Here is a 17,677-nt window from a genome sequence, read left to right as displayed (position 1 = left end):
TGTTGATTTAGCACTTAAATCACAACAAAAAAGATAGCTTTACTTTCTTAACACTATTACTCACCACATATGAGCCAACCATAACGCAAAGTCTCACACATGTGGAATGAAATTACGCAAGTGCGTTGCTTTTCTTAACGCCTTCACTCACAGTATAGCTGCAGGTCGAATAAATTCCTGATCTCAAAGCTGTTACTCGCAACACAGTTGCTCGTCTTACGCAGCTAAAAAGCGTTGCTTTTCTTAACGCTGCTCAGGTTCGATCTGACACAATAATGGATGGCCTTGAGATCGGGCAAAGTTATTCACTTGATTCGCTTTTGTTTCTGCAATATCACGTGGATAAATACCTGCTGTTCCTTTGCCTTCATAATGAACCGTCAACATCACCTGACTTGCTTGATCAAGATTCATTCCAAAATAACTTTGTAGTACCTCAATAACAAAATCCATTGGTGTGTAATCATCATTCAGTAAAACAACAGCGTATAGTGGCGGTTTTTTTAATTCAGGTGGTGCTGTCTGAACAATGACCTCGCCATCATGATCCTCTTGCGAGCCACTTAAACGTGGATTTAAGTGCCAATCGACATATCCAGATTGATGAAAGGCATTTTTCACTTCACTTAAATTCATTTGACGTTTATATCTTCGCATATCCAGTTCTTACTAAATTTTATTGGGCATTTGCTTCAGCTTGAGGAATTTCTGATACAAAAGCAGAACTCACATCAACAGGTTGACCACGTTGCCAACTAAAGCGTTTAATCACTGGTGTAGGTGAACCAGATAAACGAACTTCAATGAACTGAGGTGTGAAACCTTTAGGCATGGTCCAGCGCCCAGTCAACCGTTCAAAATCATCGAAATTAAAATTGGCATCTTCTAATGGTACAACCAGAACTTCTGTATCTTTAATTAACCGTAACTCAACACTACCAACAGCTCGGCGTTTATTTGGGTTCACTTGAACCAAGTCAAGTTGATATTCAAAAGCATTTTCTGGTAAAGATTTAATCGCTAAATTTTGTACAGTTAAGCTAACACCACCACGTTGTCTTAAAATTTCACGATAAATGGTATTCATACTTTCAAACTGAGTTTTATCAGCATTGGCTTGATTAATACCTTTAAATAACTCATCAGCATTACTGACTGCCATATCTCGTTCTTGAACAGCAGCATTTAAGCTTTTACTTACTGAATCCAAGGCTGACTTTTGCTTTTGTACAACATCGACAAGTTGTTCAGCATCGGCATCATAACCAACAACAGTCAAACCTTGACGATGACCAACAGTATATCCCAACATAAAACTACTACCAATCAGTAATGTAGCAGCAATCACTAATGGCAAATTCGTCTTGAGGAATTTATTTTTTTTAACGGAACTTTCTGGTGAAGTAGTCGGTTCAGCGTTTTCCATCATCATCTCTATCGTTATGATTTACATCAAAGCACACATTTAAATCCAAATTTAAATGTGTGGGAAGTAAAAAAGCGTTTTTTATGGTAATAAACCAATACCTTCTAAACCCGCAGCCTCATCAAAATTGAACATTAAATTCATATTTTGAATCGCTTGACCTGCTGCACCTTTCACTAAATTATCTTGCGCAACTAATATAATTAATTTATTTGGTTGAGGTTGATATAAAGCAATACGTAGCTCATTTGCACCTCGCACACTACGTGTTTCAGGCGAACTATTTGCTGGCATTACATCAACAAAACGTTCATTTTCATAGAAACGCTCATACAATGCTTGTAGATCTATATTCTGAGCTTGCTCAGTTAAATCGACATAAATTGTACTCAACATACCACGAATCATCGGTACAAGATGTGGAACAAAAATAAGATGATTAAATTGCCCCTTTTCACCTGAAATGTTTTCTAAAGCTTCAACAATTTCCGGATGATGACGATGTCCAGCTACACCATAAGCTTTAAAATTGTCAGCATTTTCACTGTAAATCATGCCTAAACTAGCTTTGCGACCTGCGCCCGAAACACCAGACTTTGCATCGATGATAATACTTTGCGGATTGATCAATTTTTCTGAAGCTTTTAGTAGAGGAGCTAAACCCAACTGTACTGTTGTAGGGTAACAACCGGGATTACCAATCACTTGAGCTGCTCTAATTTTTTCACGATTTAGTTCAGTTAAACCATACACTGAATCGACTAATACGCTTGGGCAGCTATGTTGCATGCCGTACCATTTTTCAAATTCAGATAAATTTTGCAATCGAAAATCTGCAGCAAGATCAATTACTTTAACATCAGAAGCTATCAACTCTTCCGCATGTTGCATTGCAACTCCATGTGGCGTTGCAAAAAAAACAACATCACACTGCTTTAATGCATCTAGGTCAAGATCAGAGAACTCTAAATCGGTGTGACCTCTTAAGCTTGGAAACATATCTGCAACACGTTTTCCTGCTTCAGTTCGAGATGTTAAAACACGTACTTGGGCTTGTGGATGCCTTAATAAAAGACGTAATAATTCGACGCCTGTATATCCAGTTCCACCGACGATGCCAACAGAAATCACGTGCTCTACCTCAAACTATAAATAGTGGTTGTAGTATGGCAGTTTGGCGCCATTTCTACAATCCATAACCCTATAAGTTATATAGCATTTCTAAGTTACAACTTGAGGAATTGATTTAGTATCTAGCTAAAGATAGTAAAAATATAAAAACTTCTAAAAACAAAAATGTAAATTTAACAACTTATTTTCACTTAACTGGTCGCTATAACGTTAAAAACAGTGTAAAAGTTCTGTCAAATTGTTTTATATAAATTCAATTTTACCACTGGTCAAGAAATACTATTGAATCATCTAAGTATTCGCATAGAATAAAAACCATGCGGTAATAATAAATTTCATGGATGCTAAATTTTGGAGAGCTGGAATGCCTTCTTTGAGATCAAAACAAAGATTAAACCAATACATCAGTTTAGGCGTAAGCAGTATTTTTTTGCTTAGTCCAGCTTTTCTAGTAGGCTGTGGAAGCGGTGAAAGCGAGGCACGATATGTACCTCCTACTCCAGAGGTTGTGATTCCAAAACCTAAAAACTTCGATATTAAAGTTCCAATTGAAATGCGTGATGTCGTAGTAAAAGTATATGATAATTTTGATGATTCTTTAGTTATAGAACAAAATGTTAGTACTACTTCAAATCTCAATATTACCTTACCGAAAGTACTTAATACGGATCATTTGTATAGAATTGAAATATCTACTACACCTAACTCACTAATTTATGATTTTCTCAATGGCCAATATAAAAGCTTCTCTTTAACTTTTAATGCTTTAGTAGAAGTTAATACTAGCAATTTAACGCAACCAATCTATATAACCCCAAGCTCTGAAGCAATTTATCAACGTGCTATCGTAAGATCAGGTCAACTCCCTACAGACATCATTAACTCCAAACAAGTTAGTGCATTACAGCTACAATTTGCGACTAATGATGTCAATAGTGCCTTACTAAATGGCTTTTCAAATGTTGATTTACCGAACTTATCACCAAGCACAATACTTACTATATTTAAATCAAATAACCTAACCATTGCTACCATCAATAAATATATTAATACCTATTTAAACTTTGGCTACATTCAACAATGGTCAAGCTCCAACCCTGAAAATGCATTTGTTGAATTTACCAAGAACTTAGCAATCGATTTAAAAGATGGTTATTTAGATGGAAAAAAAATACATGGAGATCCTAGTCCACTTGTTTCATTAATTGGCACAGCCCCTGAAAATACAGATCCAAATAAAAACACTTTAATTAACATAGCAGAAAATCAAAAAAATATTAGAGATCAATATGCTGGATTATTAAAAAGTGCAGTACTAAAACTCGCCACAAAGTATGAGCAACAAACATCTAATCCACTTGGATATATACAACTTGAACAAAAAATATACTCAGGCACCGATCCAAAAATGCAAGCTACCGATGTTTTCAGAGTAGCGGGGGCTGGTGACTATAGAAGAGCTGTAGGCTTTGCCGTTAATATTTCAACATCAAAATGTCTAGATTCGAATTATTTATGCCAATCTGGTGTAACCGGAATTAATACTGTCTTTAATCCCAATTTACCTTCTATTGAGTATCTAATTGGCAGTTACGAAGATAAAATTAACGATTGCAAACTAAATATCAGAGCTAACGGCGTTTTAGAACTACAAAAAGGTACTCAAATCTTCACTTCTAAGCTTGATGGGGATAGTACTGATAATTTAATGCTCATCAATAATACAGGTCAAGATTACCTACTCAATAGTAGTTCTACTGACATCGACTTTACTTTACAAAAGTACAAGTTTATTCAAATAAAATTAAATGGAAATCAAGTATTAAGTGCTAGTGCAGGTCTAGATACTCGCAAGGCACCAGATCAACTACAAACAACCCAACTTGAATGTAGTTTTATTTGATTTAATACCACCACGCAGGCAATTGAATACTTTTTAATTGCCTGCGATTTTCGATATAACTTTCATCATATTTCGCCACTTCACCCCAAAATGCTGCACTATGATCAAAATACTTCGTATGTGCTAATTCATGTATACACACTGATCGTACATTATGCAGAGGCATTAATACTAATCCTGCGTTAAGCATAATGTCATGTTTTGAACTACAACTTCCCCAACGTGTCTTTGGCTTTCTCACCGTGCATTCGCCATATTGCAAGCCCGTCTGCTCACTTATTAAGTTTAAATATTCTGGTAAAAACTGTTTCGCATATGCTAATACAGCAGCTTTTAAAGCTATTTCAGGGCTTTCATTTCGAATAAATAGAATATGTTGTTCCCAGTTAAATTTAAAAATATGACGTTGCTGTTGCTGAATAATTTGAAATGGTTGCAAATGATAAAATAAAATAAGTTGTTCAGGAAAATTGATAGTCTGATTAAATTGTTTTTGTTGCTTGCTCCATGTCTCTAATAACCATTGTTCAGACTGTTGCAGAAATTGCTGAATCTGCCGCTTTGTACAAAAGATAGGGACTGTTAAACGAATACCTGTAGGTTCAACACGCAAACGCAAATTTCTCGCCCTTGCATGTCGAACTACTTTAATTTCAGGCAATTGTGTTTCAACCGAAACTGATTGCATTACTGTGCAGTACGTTCTTCGATACCATTATTGGTCGCAACAATTGCAATGCTAGCCGCATTCAAAGCAAAAATTCCATTGGTTACCACACCTGGAATATTGTTGATCGTTTTCTCTAAATCAAGTGCGTTCAAAATATTTAAATTAAAAACATCTAAGATAACGTTACCATTATCAGTAACAACACCTTCGCGATAAACAGGATCACCGCCTAAAGCTACGATTTTACGTGCAACCGCAGAACGCGCCATTGGAATTACTTCGATAGGAAGTGGAAAATCACGTCCTAATTGATCCACCCATTTAGAATCATCAACGATACATACAAACTTCTTAGCAATTGAAGCAACGATTTTTTCACGAGTTAATGCAGCACCGCCACCTTTAATCATATGCATATGACGGTCAATTTCATCTGCACCATCAACATATGCATCCAAACCACCTACCGAGTTCATATCAACTACTTCGATACCTAATTTTTTAAGACGTTCAGCTGTTGCATTAGAACTTGCTACGGCTGCTTCCAATTGCAACTCTGGTAATAGATCAATTAAAAAATTAACAGTACTTCCAGTTCCTACGCCCAAAATGCCGCCTTTAGGCAAATGTTTCAAAGCTGCTTTAGCAGCAGCTTGTTTTTTTTCATCTTGGGTTGCATATAGACTCATGACTTCACTCAACTATTTTGACATTTGCTGCAAGAAAACAGCGCAAATGCACAGGGGTTTGCTACAATGATTGCCTATTTTAAACTGTTATAGGGAAGATGAACATGCTGTCTCGTGTGGTACGACAAATTTTACAAGCAACGGTTTATGACGTTGCGATTGAAACACCGCTTGAAGCAGCTCCACGAATTAGTCAAAAAATTAATAATAATATTCGATTTAAACGTGAAGATTTACAACCTGTATTCTCTTTCAAGCTACGCGGTGCCTACAACCGGATTAGCCAACTTCCTAAAGATCAACTCGATCGAGGTGTGATTTGTGCATCAGCAGGTAACCATGCGCAAGGTGTTGCACTGTCTGGAAAAAAATTAGGCATTCCTGCCATTATTGTCATGCCAAGCACGACCCCTGATATTAAAGTTCAAGCAGTTAAACGCTTAGGTGGTCAAGTTGTGTTACATGGCGATAGTTTCGATGTTGCCAATAAATACGCAAAACAACGTGCAGAAGATGAAGGTTTAGTTTTTATCCCACCTTATGACGATGAACTGGTCATTGCTGGTCAAGGAACGATTGCCAATGAATTATTGCGCCAATGGCGTGATGTTGAATATGTTTTCGTTGCTGTCGGTGGTGGCGGGCTCATTGCTGGTGTTGCAGCCTATCTAGGTGAAGTTGCACCGCATGTCAAAGTCATTGGAGTTGAATATGAAGAATCTGCGTGCTTAAAAGCTGCACTCGAAACCAATGAACGTGTGGTTTTACCTCATGTCGGTTTATTTGCTGATGGCACAGCAGTTGCACAAATTGGTGAATTACCATTTGAAATGGTTCACTTACAGAAGTCCGATCAATCAGGCCCAATCGTCGATCCTAATATTGTTACCGTAAATACAGATGAAATCTGTGCCGCAATCAAAGATACCTATGATGAAAATCGTAGTATTGTCGAGCCTTCTGGTGCGATGGCATTAGCAGGGATCAAAAAATATATCTCAGAACATCAGTTAACAGACAAAAATATGGTTTCTATTGTTTGCGGCGCAAACATGAACTTTGATCGTCTACGCTATATTGCCGAACGCACTGAATTGGGGGAACGCAAAGAGGCAATTTATGCAGTCACGATTCCTGAGCAAAAAGGCGCATTTCTTAATTTCTGCCGCGCCCTACAAGGTCGTAACATTACTGAATTTAACTATCGTGCCAGTGACGACAGCCAAGCTCAGGTTTTCGTTGGAATTAGCTTAAAAGGTGGCGAAGTTGAACGCCACGAAATCCATGAATTGCTGAAACAACAATATGATGTCGATGATTTATCCGATGATGAAGTTGCAAAACTACATATTCGTTACTTAATTGGTGGTCATGCCAATTTGGAAAATGAGCGTTTATTCCGTGTTGAATTTCCAGAGCGTCCAGGTGCATTACTGACATTCTTGGAACGCCTAGGTCCAACACATAACATTACTCTATTCCATTATCGCAATCATGGTGCAGCCGAAGGTCGTGTTTTAGTCGGTTTACAAGCAACTGATGCAAAACAAAATCCAGATGGGTTGATCGAAACTTTAGAGAAAATTACTTATCCTTATGCTGAAATCAGTGACAATACTGGTTACAAACGTTTCCTTAAATAAACCGCCTCATCACTTACAGCCGACATCATGTCGGCTTTATTTTTATCTAACAATCTTGATGTTTATATGTGATCGCAAACAAAATCATTACACATAGAAAAGTATTCCATCTTAAAATGAATAAAAAGACATTTTTATCATTTAGTTAAGGACAATTATGGCACAGTTTGCAGTCATTGGTTTAGGTAGTTTTGGAGCAACTGTTGCCTTAGAACTGACCAAACTCAATCATGATGTGATTGGGATTGATACCATTAAACGTAATGTTGAAAGTTTAGCTGATCGTATTACACATGCTGTAATTGCAGATGCCACTGATGAGCATGTATTAGAAGAACTGAATGTCCAGAATTGTGATGCAGTCGTAGTCGCGATTGGTGAAGATATTGAAGCCAGTATTCTTTGTGTTTTAAATCTAAAAAATTTAGGGGTGGATAAAATCCTCGTTAAAGCCAAAACTAAAGCCCACCACACTATCCTCTCCCATTTAAACGTCAGTAAAATTATTCATCCAGAAGAAGACATGGGTGTGCGGGTTGCTCAAGCTTTAAATTACCCAATGGTCAGCCGTTATATGGCTTTGGATGATGATCATTATATTGTCAAAGTTCCAGTACAAGAAAAGCTGAATCATGTGAATTTATCAGGCATCTTAAAACAAGAACCCAATATCAAACTTTTATTACTGAAACGTGATCAACAAATTCTATATGAAACCGATGTGAATTTTACTCTACAGGCTGGAGACGTACTTATTTTAGAAGGCTCGCTCAGCCATCTCCGAAAGCTCTCAGGATGTTTTGTATAAAATGACTATAAAAATAAATACTCAAAAAATTTTTAACTTAAGTCCACCTTCCTTATTAGCGATTGGGTTTCTGAGTTTTATTATCATCGGAACACTATTACTCAAACTCCCCATCGCCAATAAAGGCAATTTGAGCTGGATGGATGCCTTATTTACAGCAACATCGGCTGTAACCATTACAGGTTTATCTGTAGTGAATTTAAATGAGTCTTTTAATCATCTCGGGCAGGTTATTATTCTTTTATTAATCCAAACAGGTGGTTTGGGTTTTATGACTTTTGCTATTTTGGCAGCCTTAAGTCTAGCGCCTAAACTCGGGCTCAAACAACAAATGATGGCACAAGATAGCTTAGGTCAAACCAGCTTATCTAAAGTTACCTTTGTGGCAAAAGGTGTGGTGATTTATACACTTTTTTTTGAACTGATTGGCGTTATTATCTTAAGTACTTCTTTTATACCTATTTATGGCTTTGACCGTGGATTATATTATTCAATTTTCTACAGTATTTCTGCATTCAACAATGCGGGTTTTTCGCTATTCAATAACAGCTTAATAAATTTCCAAGGTCATTATCTTATCTGTTTAACCATTAGTACGCTATATACGTTGGGTGGAATTGGCTTTCTTGTTTTAATTGATGTTAAACAAAATAAACGTTGGAGTAAACTTACGCCCAATAGCAAGCTAATCCTCAGTGCAATCGCGACACTAAATATTGTGGCTTTTATTTTGATTTGGCTTTTAGAAGCCAACAATCCACTTACTTTAGGTTCAATGAATATTGGTGAACAGGCCATGAATGCTTGGTTCCAAGCTACAGTACCTCGTTCATCAGGATTCAATACTATTGATACAGGTTCGATGGAACATAGCACAGCGCTACTCACTATATTATTGATGTTTATTGGTGGTGGTTCGCTCAGTACCGCAGGTGGTATTAAAGTTGGTACTTTTGTTATATTGCTGCTTTGTGTGATTTCATTTCTACGACGTAATGAAGAAATTCGTATTTTCAATCATTCAGTTTCGCAGGAAACAACCTATAAAGCGCTTGCCGTTACAGCAATTACAGGTATGTTAGTGTTTATCGGTTGTTTCACAATTTTCTTACTTGAACCTAAATTAGATGTTTTAGATCTCATGTTTGAGGTTGTTTCGGCTGCATGCACTGTTGGTTTATCTCGAGGTGTTACAGGTGAATTGCATGATGGTAGCTTATTTGTTTTGAGCTTACTGATGTACACAGGTCGACTTGGACCATTAACACTCGCCTACCTGATTGCTACACCAAAGAAAAGTCGTTTGAAACATGCAAATGCCAATATTCAGATCGGATAAAACTCTGAATATTGGTCAATCACAATCACCTGCTTACATATTCCATCAGCTTGGCGTTGTTGTTCAAACACACCTTTTGACATCACTTCAAAATGATCACAGAAACTAATCTCTTGCTCATCTATTGAATAAATCAAGGATTGGTTTCCAACTCCCAGTAAAGTGTCATAGAAAACAATGACAAACTTACCATTTTCAAAAGCATTTTGAATCTCTGCATACGTTAAAGCAGCGTGAATCGGGATATTAAGACATTGCGCATCAACATAACTTTGTTTCTCTTTTTCATCGATATTTGGATCGGGATCAGTATAAAAAGAGACAGTAAAATCTAATTTTTTCAGTGCAACAGCCAATGCAATGGTGAACGTTCCTTCGTCTTGGTCATGACCACATAATTGAATCAAGTCAGCAATATCAATATGTGTATGATATTGCTTCAAGATCAACCAGAGTGCGAATACGCCGCAATTTGCTTCAAGACGCAGCAATGACTCAGGAATATTTAAACTCATTTAATACCAATTCATCAAAGAAACACCTAAACCCGCATAGGTTGCACGATGGTTATAATCGATCAAGCTTTCACCATAACCATCAAATAGTTGCAAATGACCTCGCAACTTACCTTTAATTGGAAATGCCCAATCAAACTGAACAGCACCATGCGAGCGATCACCGCCTTTTAAAGAATGGCGTAGCATCAACGAAAAATCGTTATCATCATGACGATAGAATGCCGTGAGATCGCCACGTCCCATATAATCTTTAATATCAGGGTTGTTGTCATCTTTGGCTTTTTCTTCGACGCGATACCAAGGACGTAACATTAAGGCAAAATTATCCTTTTCAAAACCTAAATTAAAAATTACACGATTCCAACTACGTGATAAGGGATCCGAGCGACCATTAGATTGATGATTTAAAGTCACACCTAACAGACGTGCATTTAAACCTAAAATTTCATAATTCGTTCTGAACATCAAACTTGCTTCAGGCTCGTAATTGGTCTCACGAAAAGGTCTTGATTCTTCAGAATTATAAACTTGCCAGTGAGAAGATTGTGTATATCCTAACCATAAATCACCATTATCACCCAAAATATTTTCTAAGGCTTTCGTTTTTAAAGAGATTTGGAACTTAGCTTCTGTAGAGGTTAAGTTTTGTTGATCTTTAACAGTATTGTTTGGATTGGGGCTACTAGGAAATTCATTCTTATCACTGGTCCAAAATGCGGGCAGCAAATAAACGGGTTGATAAGCTCGAATATTCCACATCCCCAGTTTACTTTCTTCAGAAAGTTCCCAACGGCGATCTAACAATGAAATATTTGGATCAAATTTAGGCGCAGCACCTAAGATGTGCAAATCACTTACTTTTTGAACAACCTTATCACGCAAAGTCGTAGGTTCAGCTTTTTCATTTTTGTTTTCTACCGATGGAGTAGCTACCGCAATAATTGGTTCGGCTGCTTGAACTTGTGGTGCGATCACTGTTGGAGCTTTAAAAAGGCTATCATAACAAGCTAAACGATCTGCATTTGAAGCCAAAGCGACACAAGCCTCTACTGTTGCTGGTGCTGCAGGTGTAGTTGTCTGCGCATTGACCATAGAACTAGCCAAAGCGCTCAGTGTCATAACGACACCAAGCTCCAAATGACCCCGCTCAAAAGATTTGAACGCCATAGATATCTCCAACTTTTTATTTTAATTAACTTGCTGAATATTAAATCCAAGTGCTTGTAGATCATCACGTTTAGCAAATGGCGCAACGACTGCTTTTACTGGTTTTTGTTCCAATAAATATTGTTTTGCAACACGCTGCAAATCTTCCAAATTCACACTTAATAAGCGCTCACGTAAAACTCTACGGAATTTTGGCGTACGTGCATGCAATAATGCATAACAAGCAGTAATTGCTTCGCCAGCAGGTGAACCAGGTTTGTCCATACCTGCGACCAATCCAAGAATTGCTTCTTCAAGTTGATATGGTTGCTGTTCAACGTTAAATAACCATTGCACACTTGCTTCAAAATCATTAAATGTTTCAACTAAGCGTGGATCGCGATAACTATAAAAACGGAATGAACAAGCATTACCATCATAACTTGCTCCACCACCGTAAGCACCGCCTTTTTCACGAATGGCACTATGTAAGAAACCATTACGCAGATACGCAGCCAATACCATCAATGGTGCTGCATCTGCATGTGCAACATCGACGGCTTGATAAGCAGAGCAACAGAATTGAACATTCGTCTGAATGAGCCAAGCTTCATCATTTTCTGTATTGATTTGCTCAACTTTGGTTAAGCTTACAGGTGATTTATCGACAGCCAGTTTATCCCAAACGTTTTGAATCTCTTCAACTAAACGATCAGATTGATGTTCTTCGCAAACCAATAAAAACTGTTTAGGTGCTTGTAATAACTTGCGATGGATTGCTTGTAATTCAGCGATTAAAGCTTCATAAGCCGTATCATCCTGATCAATCTTATTAACCAAGTTAGTAAGCCAATTCAATGCGCCTAAACCAGTATTATGATAGTCACGTCGAGCTAATGCACTCATTTGACGAGAAGCAATTTGCATTGCATAACTATGTCCAGAACCAGACAAGCGCGACTGCCAACGGGTTTTACGTTGTTGCAATAATTCGATAATGCGATCTTTTTCGTCAAAACGCAGCTGCTCAAAGGCAAGTTTCAACAACTGAATAGAATCTAACTTTTGCGTAAGTGATTTTGTCGTCAGTGTTAACCACGCACTAATTCGATCTTTATCATCCACTTTACTACGCAAAGATGCTCCCATCCCCAAACCGCCACTTACAGCCGTTTGGATTTGTTGGAATTCTAAATAATCATGCTCACCTGCGCCAACCTCACCCATCAAGATAGAAAGTAAGTTGAAATAAGGCGACTGTACGATTTCGTCTGGAATCTGAATCAAAACTTGTTGATAGTAAATACCATTCGTACCTGCATGATATAAATTTAATGGGGTGTCTAAACCATTACTAATAATCTCACGTAGTTGACCTTGAACAATATGCAAATCCGCAGGCACATCTTCCAAACCAACTTTAGGAAGTAACTCAAGATCATCAGCTGTGTCTTGACGTTCTTTTAATGCTTCAGTTTTTTGCTGAATTTCAATTTTTTTATCTTCTGTCAAATTAGCAGTAATTTCAGCCAAACGTGCTTGTTCAGCCTGTTGCTCTTTTACTGATTTGGTCGCATCTGGCACTAAGGTCATTTGTACACGATGCGGATTATCTAACAAATGGATTTGAATTAAATTAGACAACCACATTGGGTCTTTCAATTCTTCTTTCACTTGCTCAATTGCAGAATCAACATCCCACACATGGATTGGGTCATTGTGGTGAATTGCACTACCTAGACCATTCAAAATAAGGCTTAAACCATAAGGCGTACCATCACCGTTGATCTCACGTTGATGTAATTCAATTTGATGTAAAATCGCATCAACCAAATCACGGTCAATTGGTTTTGAAGCAGCCTCTTTCAAAATATCTAAAACACCATTTTTAAATGTTTCAGCATGTTCTTCATTCGAGCCTTGTACGCCACAATAGAACGTCATTTCAAAGTTACTATCATCAACTCCCATCAATGGACCCGTTGACTGTGCATAACCACAAGTTTCTAAATAATGACGCAACGGCGACGCTGAGTTTTCTAATAAAATCCCTTCTACTAAACGCATGCCTAAACGCAATTTAATATCGCTTGTTTCAGGTAGTAACCATGACATCACATGATAAGTTTTATCTTTTAGATCTTCGCTATCAACTGCATAGCTTTCAGTCACTTCTATTGGTGCTAATAAACGTTTTTCAGGTTTTGAATATAATGTTGTACCCTGAGAAAACTTATTTAATGCTAATTTTTCAAACTGCTCCTGTAAATCATAGGCAGTTTGATTACCAAAAGTCATAAAGACTGCATTACTTGGGTGATAATGTGTTTTATAAAAATCAACAAGCTGTTCGTAGGTTAAATCAGGAATGTCTTTTGGATCACCACCTGAATTATAATGATAAGTCGTTTCAGGGAATAAATGATGTGCCAATTGGTGATAGAGCTGATCTGTAGGTGAACTCATCGCTCCTTTCATTTCATTGAACACCACACCTTTATAAACCGCTTGATCATTCTCTAATTCAATACGAATCCCTTCTTGAGCAAAATCTAAAGGGTTCAAATTTGCAGCGAATGCAGCATCTAAATACACTGACAATAAATTCTGAAAATCTTTTTTATTCTGTGTCGCAAATGGATAAGCTGTCCAATCTGCTGCTGTGAACGCATTCATAAAGGTATTTAATGAACGACGAATCATTAAAAAGAATGGGTCACGTACAGGAAATTTTTCAGAACCACATAATGCTGTATGCTCTAAAATATGAGCTGTTCCTTTAGAATCCATAGGTTGAGTTCTAAATGCCACCAAAAATACATTTTCATCGTGATTTGTGGCCAAATGGTAGTGAACCGCACCAGTTACTTTATGCTTATATTCTGAAACTTGAATATCGAGTGCTTCTACATGGTGTTGACGTAATAGCTGAAACGCGGGATGGATAGTTTGAGTAATGCTTTCAGTAACATCTACAGTCATGTGATCTCCAATTTATCTATTTAAATAACACTAATTTAATATAGAGAGTCTACCGAAGAATACACATGGATATCCATGTAAATTAGTATGTTTTTGTAGAAAAATGCGCCAACCAAAATGCAACGCATTTTTTCTCTCTGATTTCATCGAATATAAAAATATTTACGTTGGATTTAAGCGAGTGTGCTTGTGTTTCGACCAATATACACACCCGAGGATAACCACCAACAATACTATAGAAGCTGTAAAACGGCTCAAGTCCAGCCCTCCAGAACTGAGTGGCTTATCCAAAAAATCTCCAACTACAGCGCCCAATGGACGAGTCAATACAAAAGCAGCCCAGAATAATAAGGTTTTCGATACTCGTGTTAAAAAGTGCAGAGCAACAAGCAATAAAATCAATCCAGAAAATAAAGCAATTCCACCTGTATAACCCAAACCAGCAGTATCAGCAGACCAATCACCCAAAGCTGTTCCGAGTGTTTGTGAAAAAGTAATTGTGACCCTGTAAAACCATTCAGTACGAACATTATTGATAGTATCTGGCGAAATATTACCTTCTGATGTGTACCATACCCATAAAGACAACAAGACCAACAACAATAATAATGAACTGCCGCCGATATAACCAATCCCCAAAGACCGATCCATAAAGTCAGCCAACGTCGTTCCAACTGTTGTACTCGCAATGATCGTGAACCAGTATAGAAATGGTTGGTACGTTTTTGCACGAATCTGGAAACTAACCAATGCAATAAAAATGAAAGCAAAAATAAAAGTGCTAATCAAATAACCTAAATTGAGTGACATGGAAACAGCATCTCCAGCCGTCTCTCCAAATGTTGTGGCAAAAATTTTAGTCACCCAGAATAAAGCTGTGACTTGTGGAACTTTTGACAAAAGTTCATGTGAACTGGAAGTTGTCACCTGAAGTATTGCCATAGAATTTCGGCTCTTTTTTTATTAAATATGTTTATTCTTGATTGGTCCGCTTAAATAAAAATTAAAACAGATAAACGCAACAATTAACTATTTAGAGCTACGCTAATTTTTCCAACAAACTACTGTAATCCTGAGCATTAGTGTAAACTTTGCTTTTTGATTTTTTAATGTGATGACAAACATGGCAACTGTTGATCTTTTTGCAATTGGTAATGCGCTGATTGACCAAGAATTTAAAGTCTCAAATGAGTTTTTAACGCAGCAAGCTTTGCAAAAAGGCACAATGCAGTTGACCGATGGTGAAACTCAAGCAGCTTTATATCAACAATTACAAGACACCCAAAACTATAAAGGTCAAGCAAGTGGTGGGTCGGCTGCAAACACAACTGTTGCATTCAGTGCTTTAGGTGGTACAGCTTTTTACGGATGCCGTGTAGGTAATGATGACCTAGGTTCAATCTACTTGAATGGTTTAAATGAAGCAGGTATTAAAACCGCTGCACAATCAATTAGTGAAGGTGTAACAGGCACATGTATGGTTCTGATCAGTCCTGATTCAGAACGTACTATGCACACATATTTAGGCATTACCGCTGAATTAACTGCTGAACAAATCGATTTTGAACCGTTAAAAGCTGCAAAATGGCTCTATATCGAAGGATACTTATCGACAAGTGATACTGCTCGTGTCGCGGTTAAACAAGCACGTGAACTTGCCAAAGCACATGGCGTTAAAATCGCCCTCTCACTGTCTGATCCTGCAATGGTGCAATATGCACGTCAAGGCCTAGAAGAATTATTAGATGACGGCGTTGACTTGTTATTCTGTAACGAACAAGAAGCGCTAATGTTCAGTAATACTGAAACACTTGACGCAGCTATTGAAGTTTTAAAATCAAAGAATCAACATATTGTCATCACTCAAGGCGCAAATGGCGCAGTCATCATTGACCCTGAACAACAATTCCACGTTGCTGGTCGCGAAGTTCATGCCGTTGATACTAACGGTGCTGGCGATGCTTTTGCTGGTGCATTCTTATATGCCATTAACGCTGGTTTAACTTTAGAAGCTGCGGCTCAACTGGCTATTTTAATTTCTAGTGAAGTTGTTGCACAATTTGGTCCACGCTTAGCCGTTGAAAACTATGCCAAATTATTTGAACAATTTAAAAATTCTCAACAGGAATATGCTTAAAATGGAAAAAATTTGCATGACTGAGGAAGTCCCAGATCGTGAGTCTCGTGCATATGACACCATGAAAGGAACAACAATCTTTATTACTCAGAAAGATGGTAGCTTTTACGCTTATCAAAATGTTTGCCCACATTTGCAAACTGAACTTGAGTATTTAGAAAATCAATTTTTAGATCAGGATCGTGAGTATATCCAATGCTCAACTCATGGAGCATTATTCTCAGTAGAAACTGGTGAATGTGTTTCAGGACCATGTCTAGGTGAATTCCTTGAAAAAGTAAATTTGGAAGTACACTCTGATGGTGGTATTTATATTGACTAATACCTAGATCATGAATTCTGCGATGACTGAGTTTTTTTTAAATTACTACCTTATGCCATTTCACATGAGCGTAGTGGCTTTGATTTTGCTCAGCATTGCAGAAACAATTGGTATTTTTATCGGCTTACGTCCAAGTCATCTCGTAAAGAAAATGACACCAGAGTGGTTATTAAATTCACCGCTATTAGATGTAAAATTTTCTAAATACTTAATATTTGTATTTTTACTCATCAATTTTAGTTTTGCAGGTTATTTTCTAGAGCTTTCATTTTTTGCTTTACAACACTACTTTATCTCGCCTTACTATCTTTTTGTTCCTGCTTTGATTATCGACATCTTTTTTACAGTGTTTATGATTCATTGTCTTGACCAAGTGATTAAACCTAAAGTCACGCATACGCATATCAATTTAGTGGGTCGCTTAGCAACAATTTCTACGGGTAATGCTCGTCCAGGCTTCTCAGCTCAAGCACGCGTTCGAAATGAGTTTGGTCAACTGTATTACGTGCAAGTTGAACCAGAATACGGCGAATTAGAATTACAATCACAAGTACTGCTGATCAGCCAAAAATCAAATTCTCACTATATTGCAAAAAAAATCTCTATCTCCAATAAGTTATTTACCGCAGACTAAGACCTATATAGTTATAAATTTTGATCACCCCATTCAAAATTACAATATGTTACAAAAAGAAAGTTTATAAATATTGCAATCTCCTCTTCCATTTTCATCAATCTATTGATCTAACTTTCAGACCAAAATGAAGGATGATATTTCACACATTTTTTAAACCAAACTCTACCAATACACTAGGTTTTGTGCAGAGTCCATTATAAAAATTACTTAATTATGTAATCAATTCCTTAAATGATTGTAAATATTATATTTTTTATATCCATACTATTTTAGTTGGTTTAATTTTTCTTAAATTAATTATAAATCAAACCTTTTTAATCAGATTT

General features: G+C 37.1%; 16 protein-coding genes. 7 read left to right on the top strand and 9 right to left on the bottom strand.

Translation table 11 applies throughout. The features are described 5' to 3' along the window. Positions 1-243: 243 nt before the first annotated feature. The 3 genes from clpS to argC form a co-directional block, all read right to left on the bottom strand. Positions 244-657: an ATP-dependent Clp protease adapter ClpS gene (clpS, locus tag AAV96_RS04475; protein WP_171249118.1), complete on the bottom strand. Its 414-nt coding sequence runs from the start codon at positions 655-657 to the stop codon at positions 244-246. 19 nt (positions 658-676) lie between these two features. Further along, positions 677-1,426, bottom strand: a complete 750-nt coding sequence (locus AAV96_RS04470; RefSeq protein WP_046738452.1) for a DUF6776 family protein — start codon at positions 1,424-1,426, stop codon at positions 677-679. Positions 1,427-1,507: 81 nt separating this feature from the next. Further along, a complete protein-coding gene (gene argC / locus AAV96_RS04465) occupies positions 1,508-2,557 on the bottom strand; it encodes an N-acetyl-gamma-glutamyl-phosphate reductase (protein WP_046738451.1) in 1,050 nt (349 codons plus the stop codon). 364 nt (positions 2,558-2,921) lie between these two features. On the opposite strand from argC, the gene AAV96_RS04460 reads away from it, so the two are divergent. Next, positions 2,922-4,460 (top strand): hypothetical protein, encoded by a 1,539-nt coding sequence (locus tag AAV96_RS04460; protein ID WP_046738450.1) that lies wholly within the window; start codon positions 2,922-2,924, stop codon positions 4,458-4,460. 1 nt (position 4,461) lies between these two features. Here AAV96_RS04460 and AAV96_RS04455 read toward each other — a convergent pair whose 3' ends face one another. Then, the gene (locus tag AAV96_RS04455; protein WP_046738449.1) at positions 4,462-5,148 is read right to left on the bottom strand and encodes a M48 family metallopeptidase; all 687 of its coding nucleotides are present in this window, start codon (positions 5,146-5,148) and stop codon (positions 4,462-4,464) included. Then, a complete protein-coding gene (rpiA, locus tag AAV96_RS04450) occupies positions 5,148-5,819 on the bottom strand; it encodes a ribose-5-phosphate isomerase RpiA (protein WP_005160051.1) in 672 nt (223 codons plus the stop codon). The genes AAV96_RS04455 and rpiA overlap by 1 nt, the downstream gene beginning before the upstream one ends. Positions 5,820-5,917: 98 nt before the next feature. Between rpiA and ilvA the strand changes: the two genes are divergently transcribed. The 3 genes from ilvA to AAV96_RS04435 all read left to right on the top strand — a co-directional run bounded on the left by ilvA (position 5,918) and on the right by AAV96_RS04435 (position 9,609). After that, positions 5,918-7,462 (top strand): threonine ammonia-lyase, biosynthetic, encoded by a 1,545-nt coding sequence (gene ilvA, locus AAV96_RS04445; RefSeq protein WP_171249116.1) that lies wholly within the window; start codon positions 5,918-5,920, stop codon positions 7,460-7,462. A gap of 157 nt (positions 7,463-7,619) precedes the next feature. Then, a complete protein-coding gene (locus AAV96_RS04440) occupies positions 7,620-8,270 on the top strand; it encodes a potassium channel family protein (RefSeq protein WP_046738447.1) in 651 nt (216 codons plus the stop codon). 1 nt (position 8,271) lies between these two features. Next, positions 8,272-9,609 carry a TrkH family potassium uptake protein gene (locus AAV96_RS04435; protein ID WP_046738446.1) on the top strand — a complete coding sequence of 446 codons (1,338 nt, stop codon included), beginning with the start codon at positions 8,272-8,274 and terminating at the stop codon, positions 9,607-9,609. Here the strand turns inward: AAV96_RS04435 and AAV96_RS04430 are convergent. From AAV96_RS04430 to AAV96_RS04415, 4 genes are all read right to left on the bottom strand, one after another. Then, positions 9,597-10,124, bottom strand: a complete 528-nt coding sequence (locus tag AAV96_RS04430; RefSeq protein WP_046738445.1) for a cysteine peptidase family C39 domain-containing protein — start codon at positions 10,122-10,124, stop codon at positions 9,597-9,599. The two genes, AAV96_RS04435 and AAV96_RS04430, sit on opposite strands and share 13 nt — an antisense overlap. After that, on the bottom strand, positions 10,125-11,294 hold the full coding sequence (locus AAV96_RS04425) for a phospholipase A (protein WP_046738444.1): 1,170 nt from the start codon (positions 11,292-11,294) through the stop codon (positions 10,125-10,127). A 21-nt stretch (positions 11,295-11,315) separates the two neighbouring features. Next, a complete protein-coding gene (locus tag AAV96_RS04420) occupies positions 11,316-14,255 on the bottom strand; it encodes an insulinase family protein (RefSeq protein WP_046738443.1) in 2,940 nt (979 codons plus the stop codon). Positions 14,256-14,417: 162 nt separating this feature from the next. Continuing rightward, positions 14,418-15,197 (bottom strand): membrane protein, encoded by a 780-nt coding sequence (locus tag AAV96_RS04415; protein WP_046738442.1) that lies wholly within the window; start codon positions 15,195-15,197, stop codon positions 14,418-14,420. A 181-nt stretch (positions 15,198-15,378) separates the two neighbouring features. On the opposite strand from AAV96_RS04415, the gene AAV96_RS04410 reads away from it, so the two are divergent. Genes AAV96_RS04410 through AAV96_RS04400 form a run of 3 tightly spaced genes read left to right on the top strand, consistent with a single transcriptional unit; the run spans position 15,379 to position 17,348 of the window. Further along, a complete protein-coding gene (locus AAV96_RS04410; protein ID WP_046738441.1) occupies positions 15,379-16,392 on the top strand; it encodes an adenosine kinase in 1,014 nt (337 codons plus the stop codon). A gap of 16 nt (positions 16,393-16,408) precedes the next feature. Next, the gene (locus AAV96_RS04405) at positions 16,409-16,714 is read left to right on the top strand and encodes a Rieske (2Fe-2S) protein (RefSeq protein ID WP_087535917.1); all 306 of its coding nucleotides are present in this window, start codon (positions 16,409-16,411) and stop codon (positions 16,712-16,714) included. Positions 16,715-16,736: 22 nt separating this feature from the next. Then, complete coding sequence (locus tag AAV96_RS04400) at positions 16,737-17,348, top strand: OB-fold-containig protein (protein ID WP_161793994.1); 612 nt, start codon at positions 16,737-16,739, stop codon at positions 17,346-17,348. Positions 17,349-17,677: the final 329 nt, after the last annotated feature.

This window comes from Acinetobacter sp. AG1 (assembly GCF_001005525.1).
GTDB lineage: Bacteria > Pseudomonadota > Gammaproteobacteria > Pseudomonadales > Moraxellaceae > Acinetobacter > Acinetobacter modestus.
Note: the sequence above shows the minus strand (reverse complement) of the source record. Positions and strands in the feature narration are given on the sequence as shown.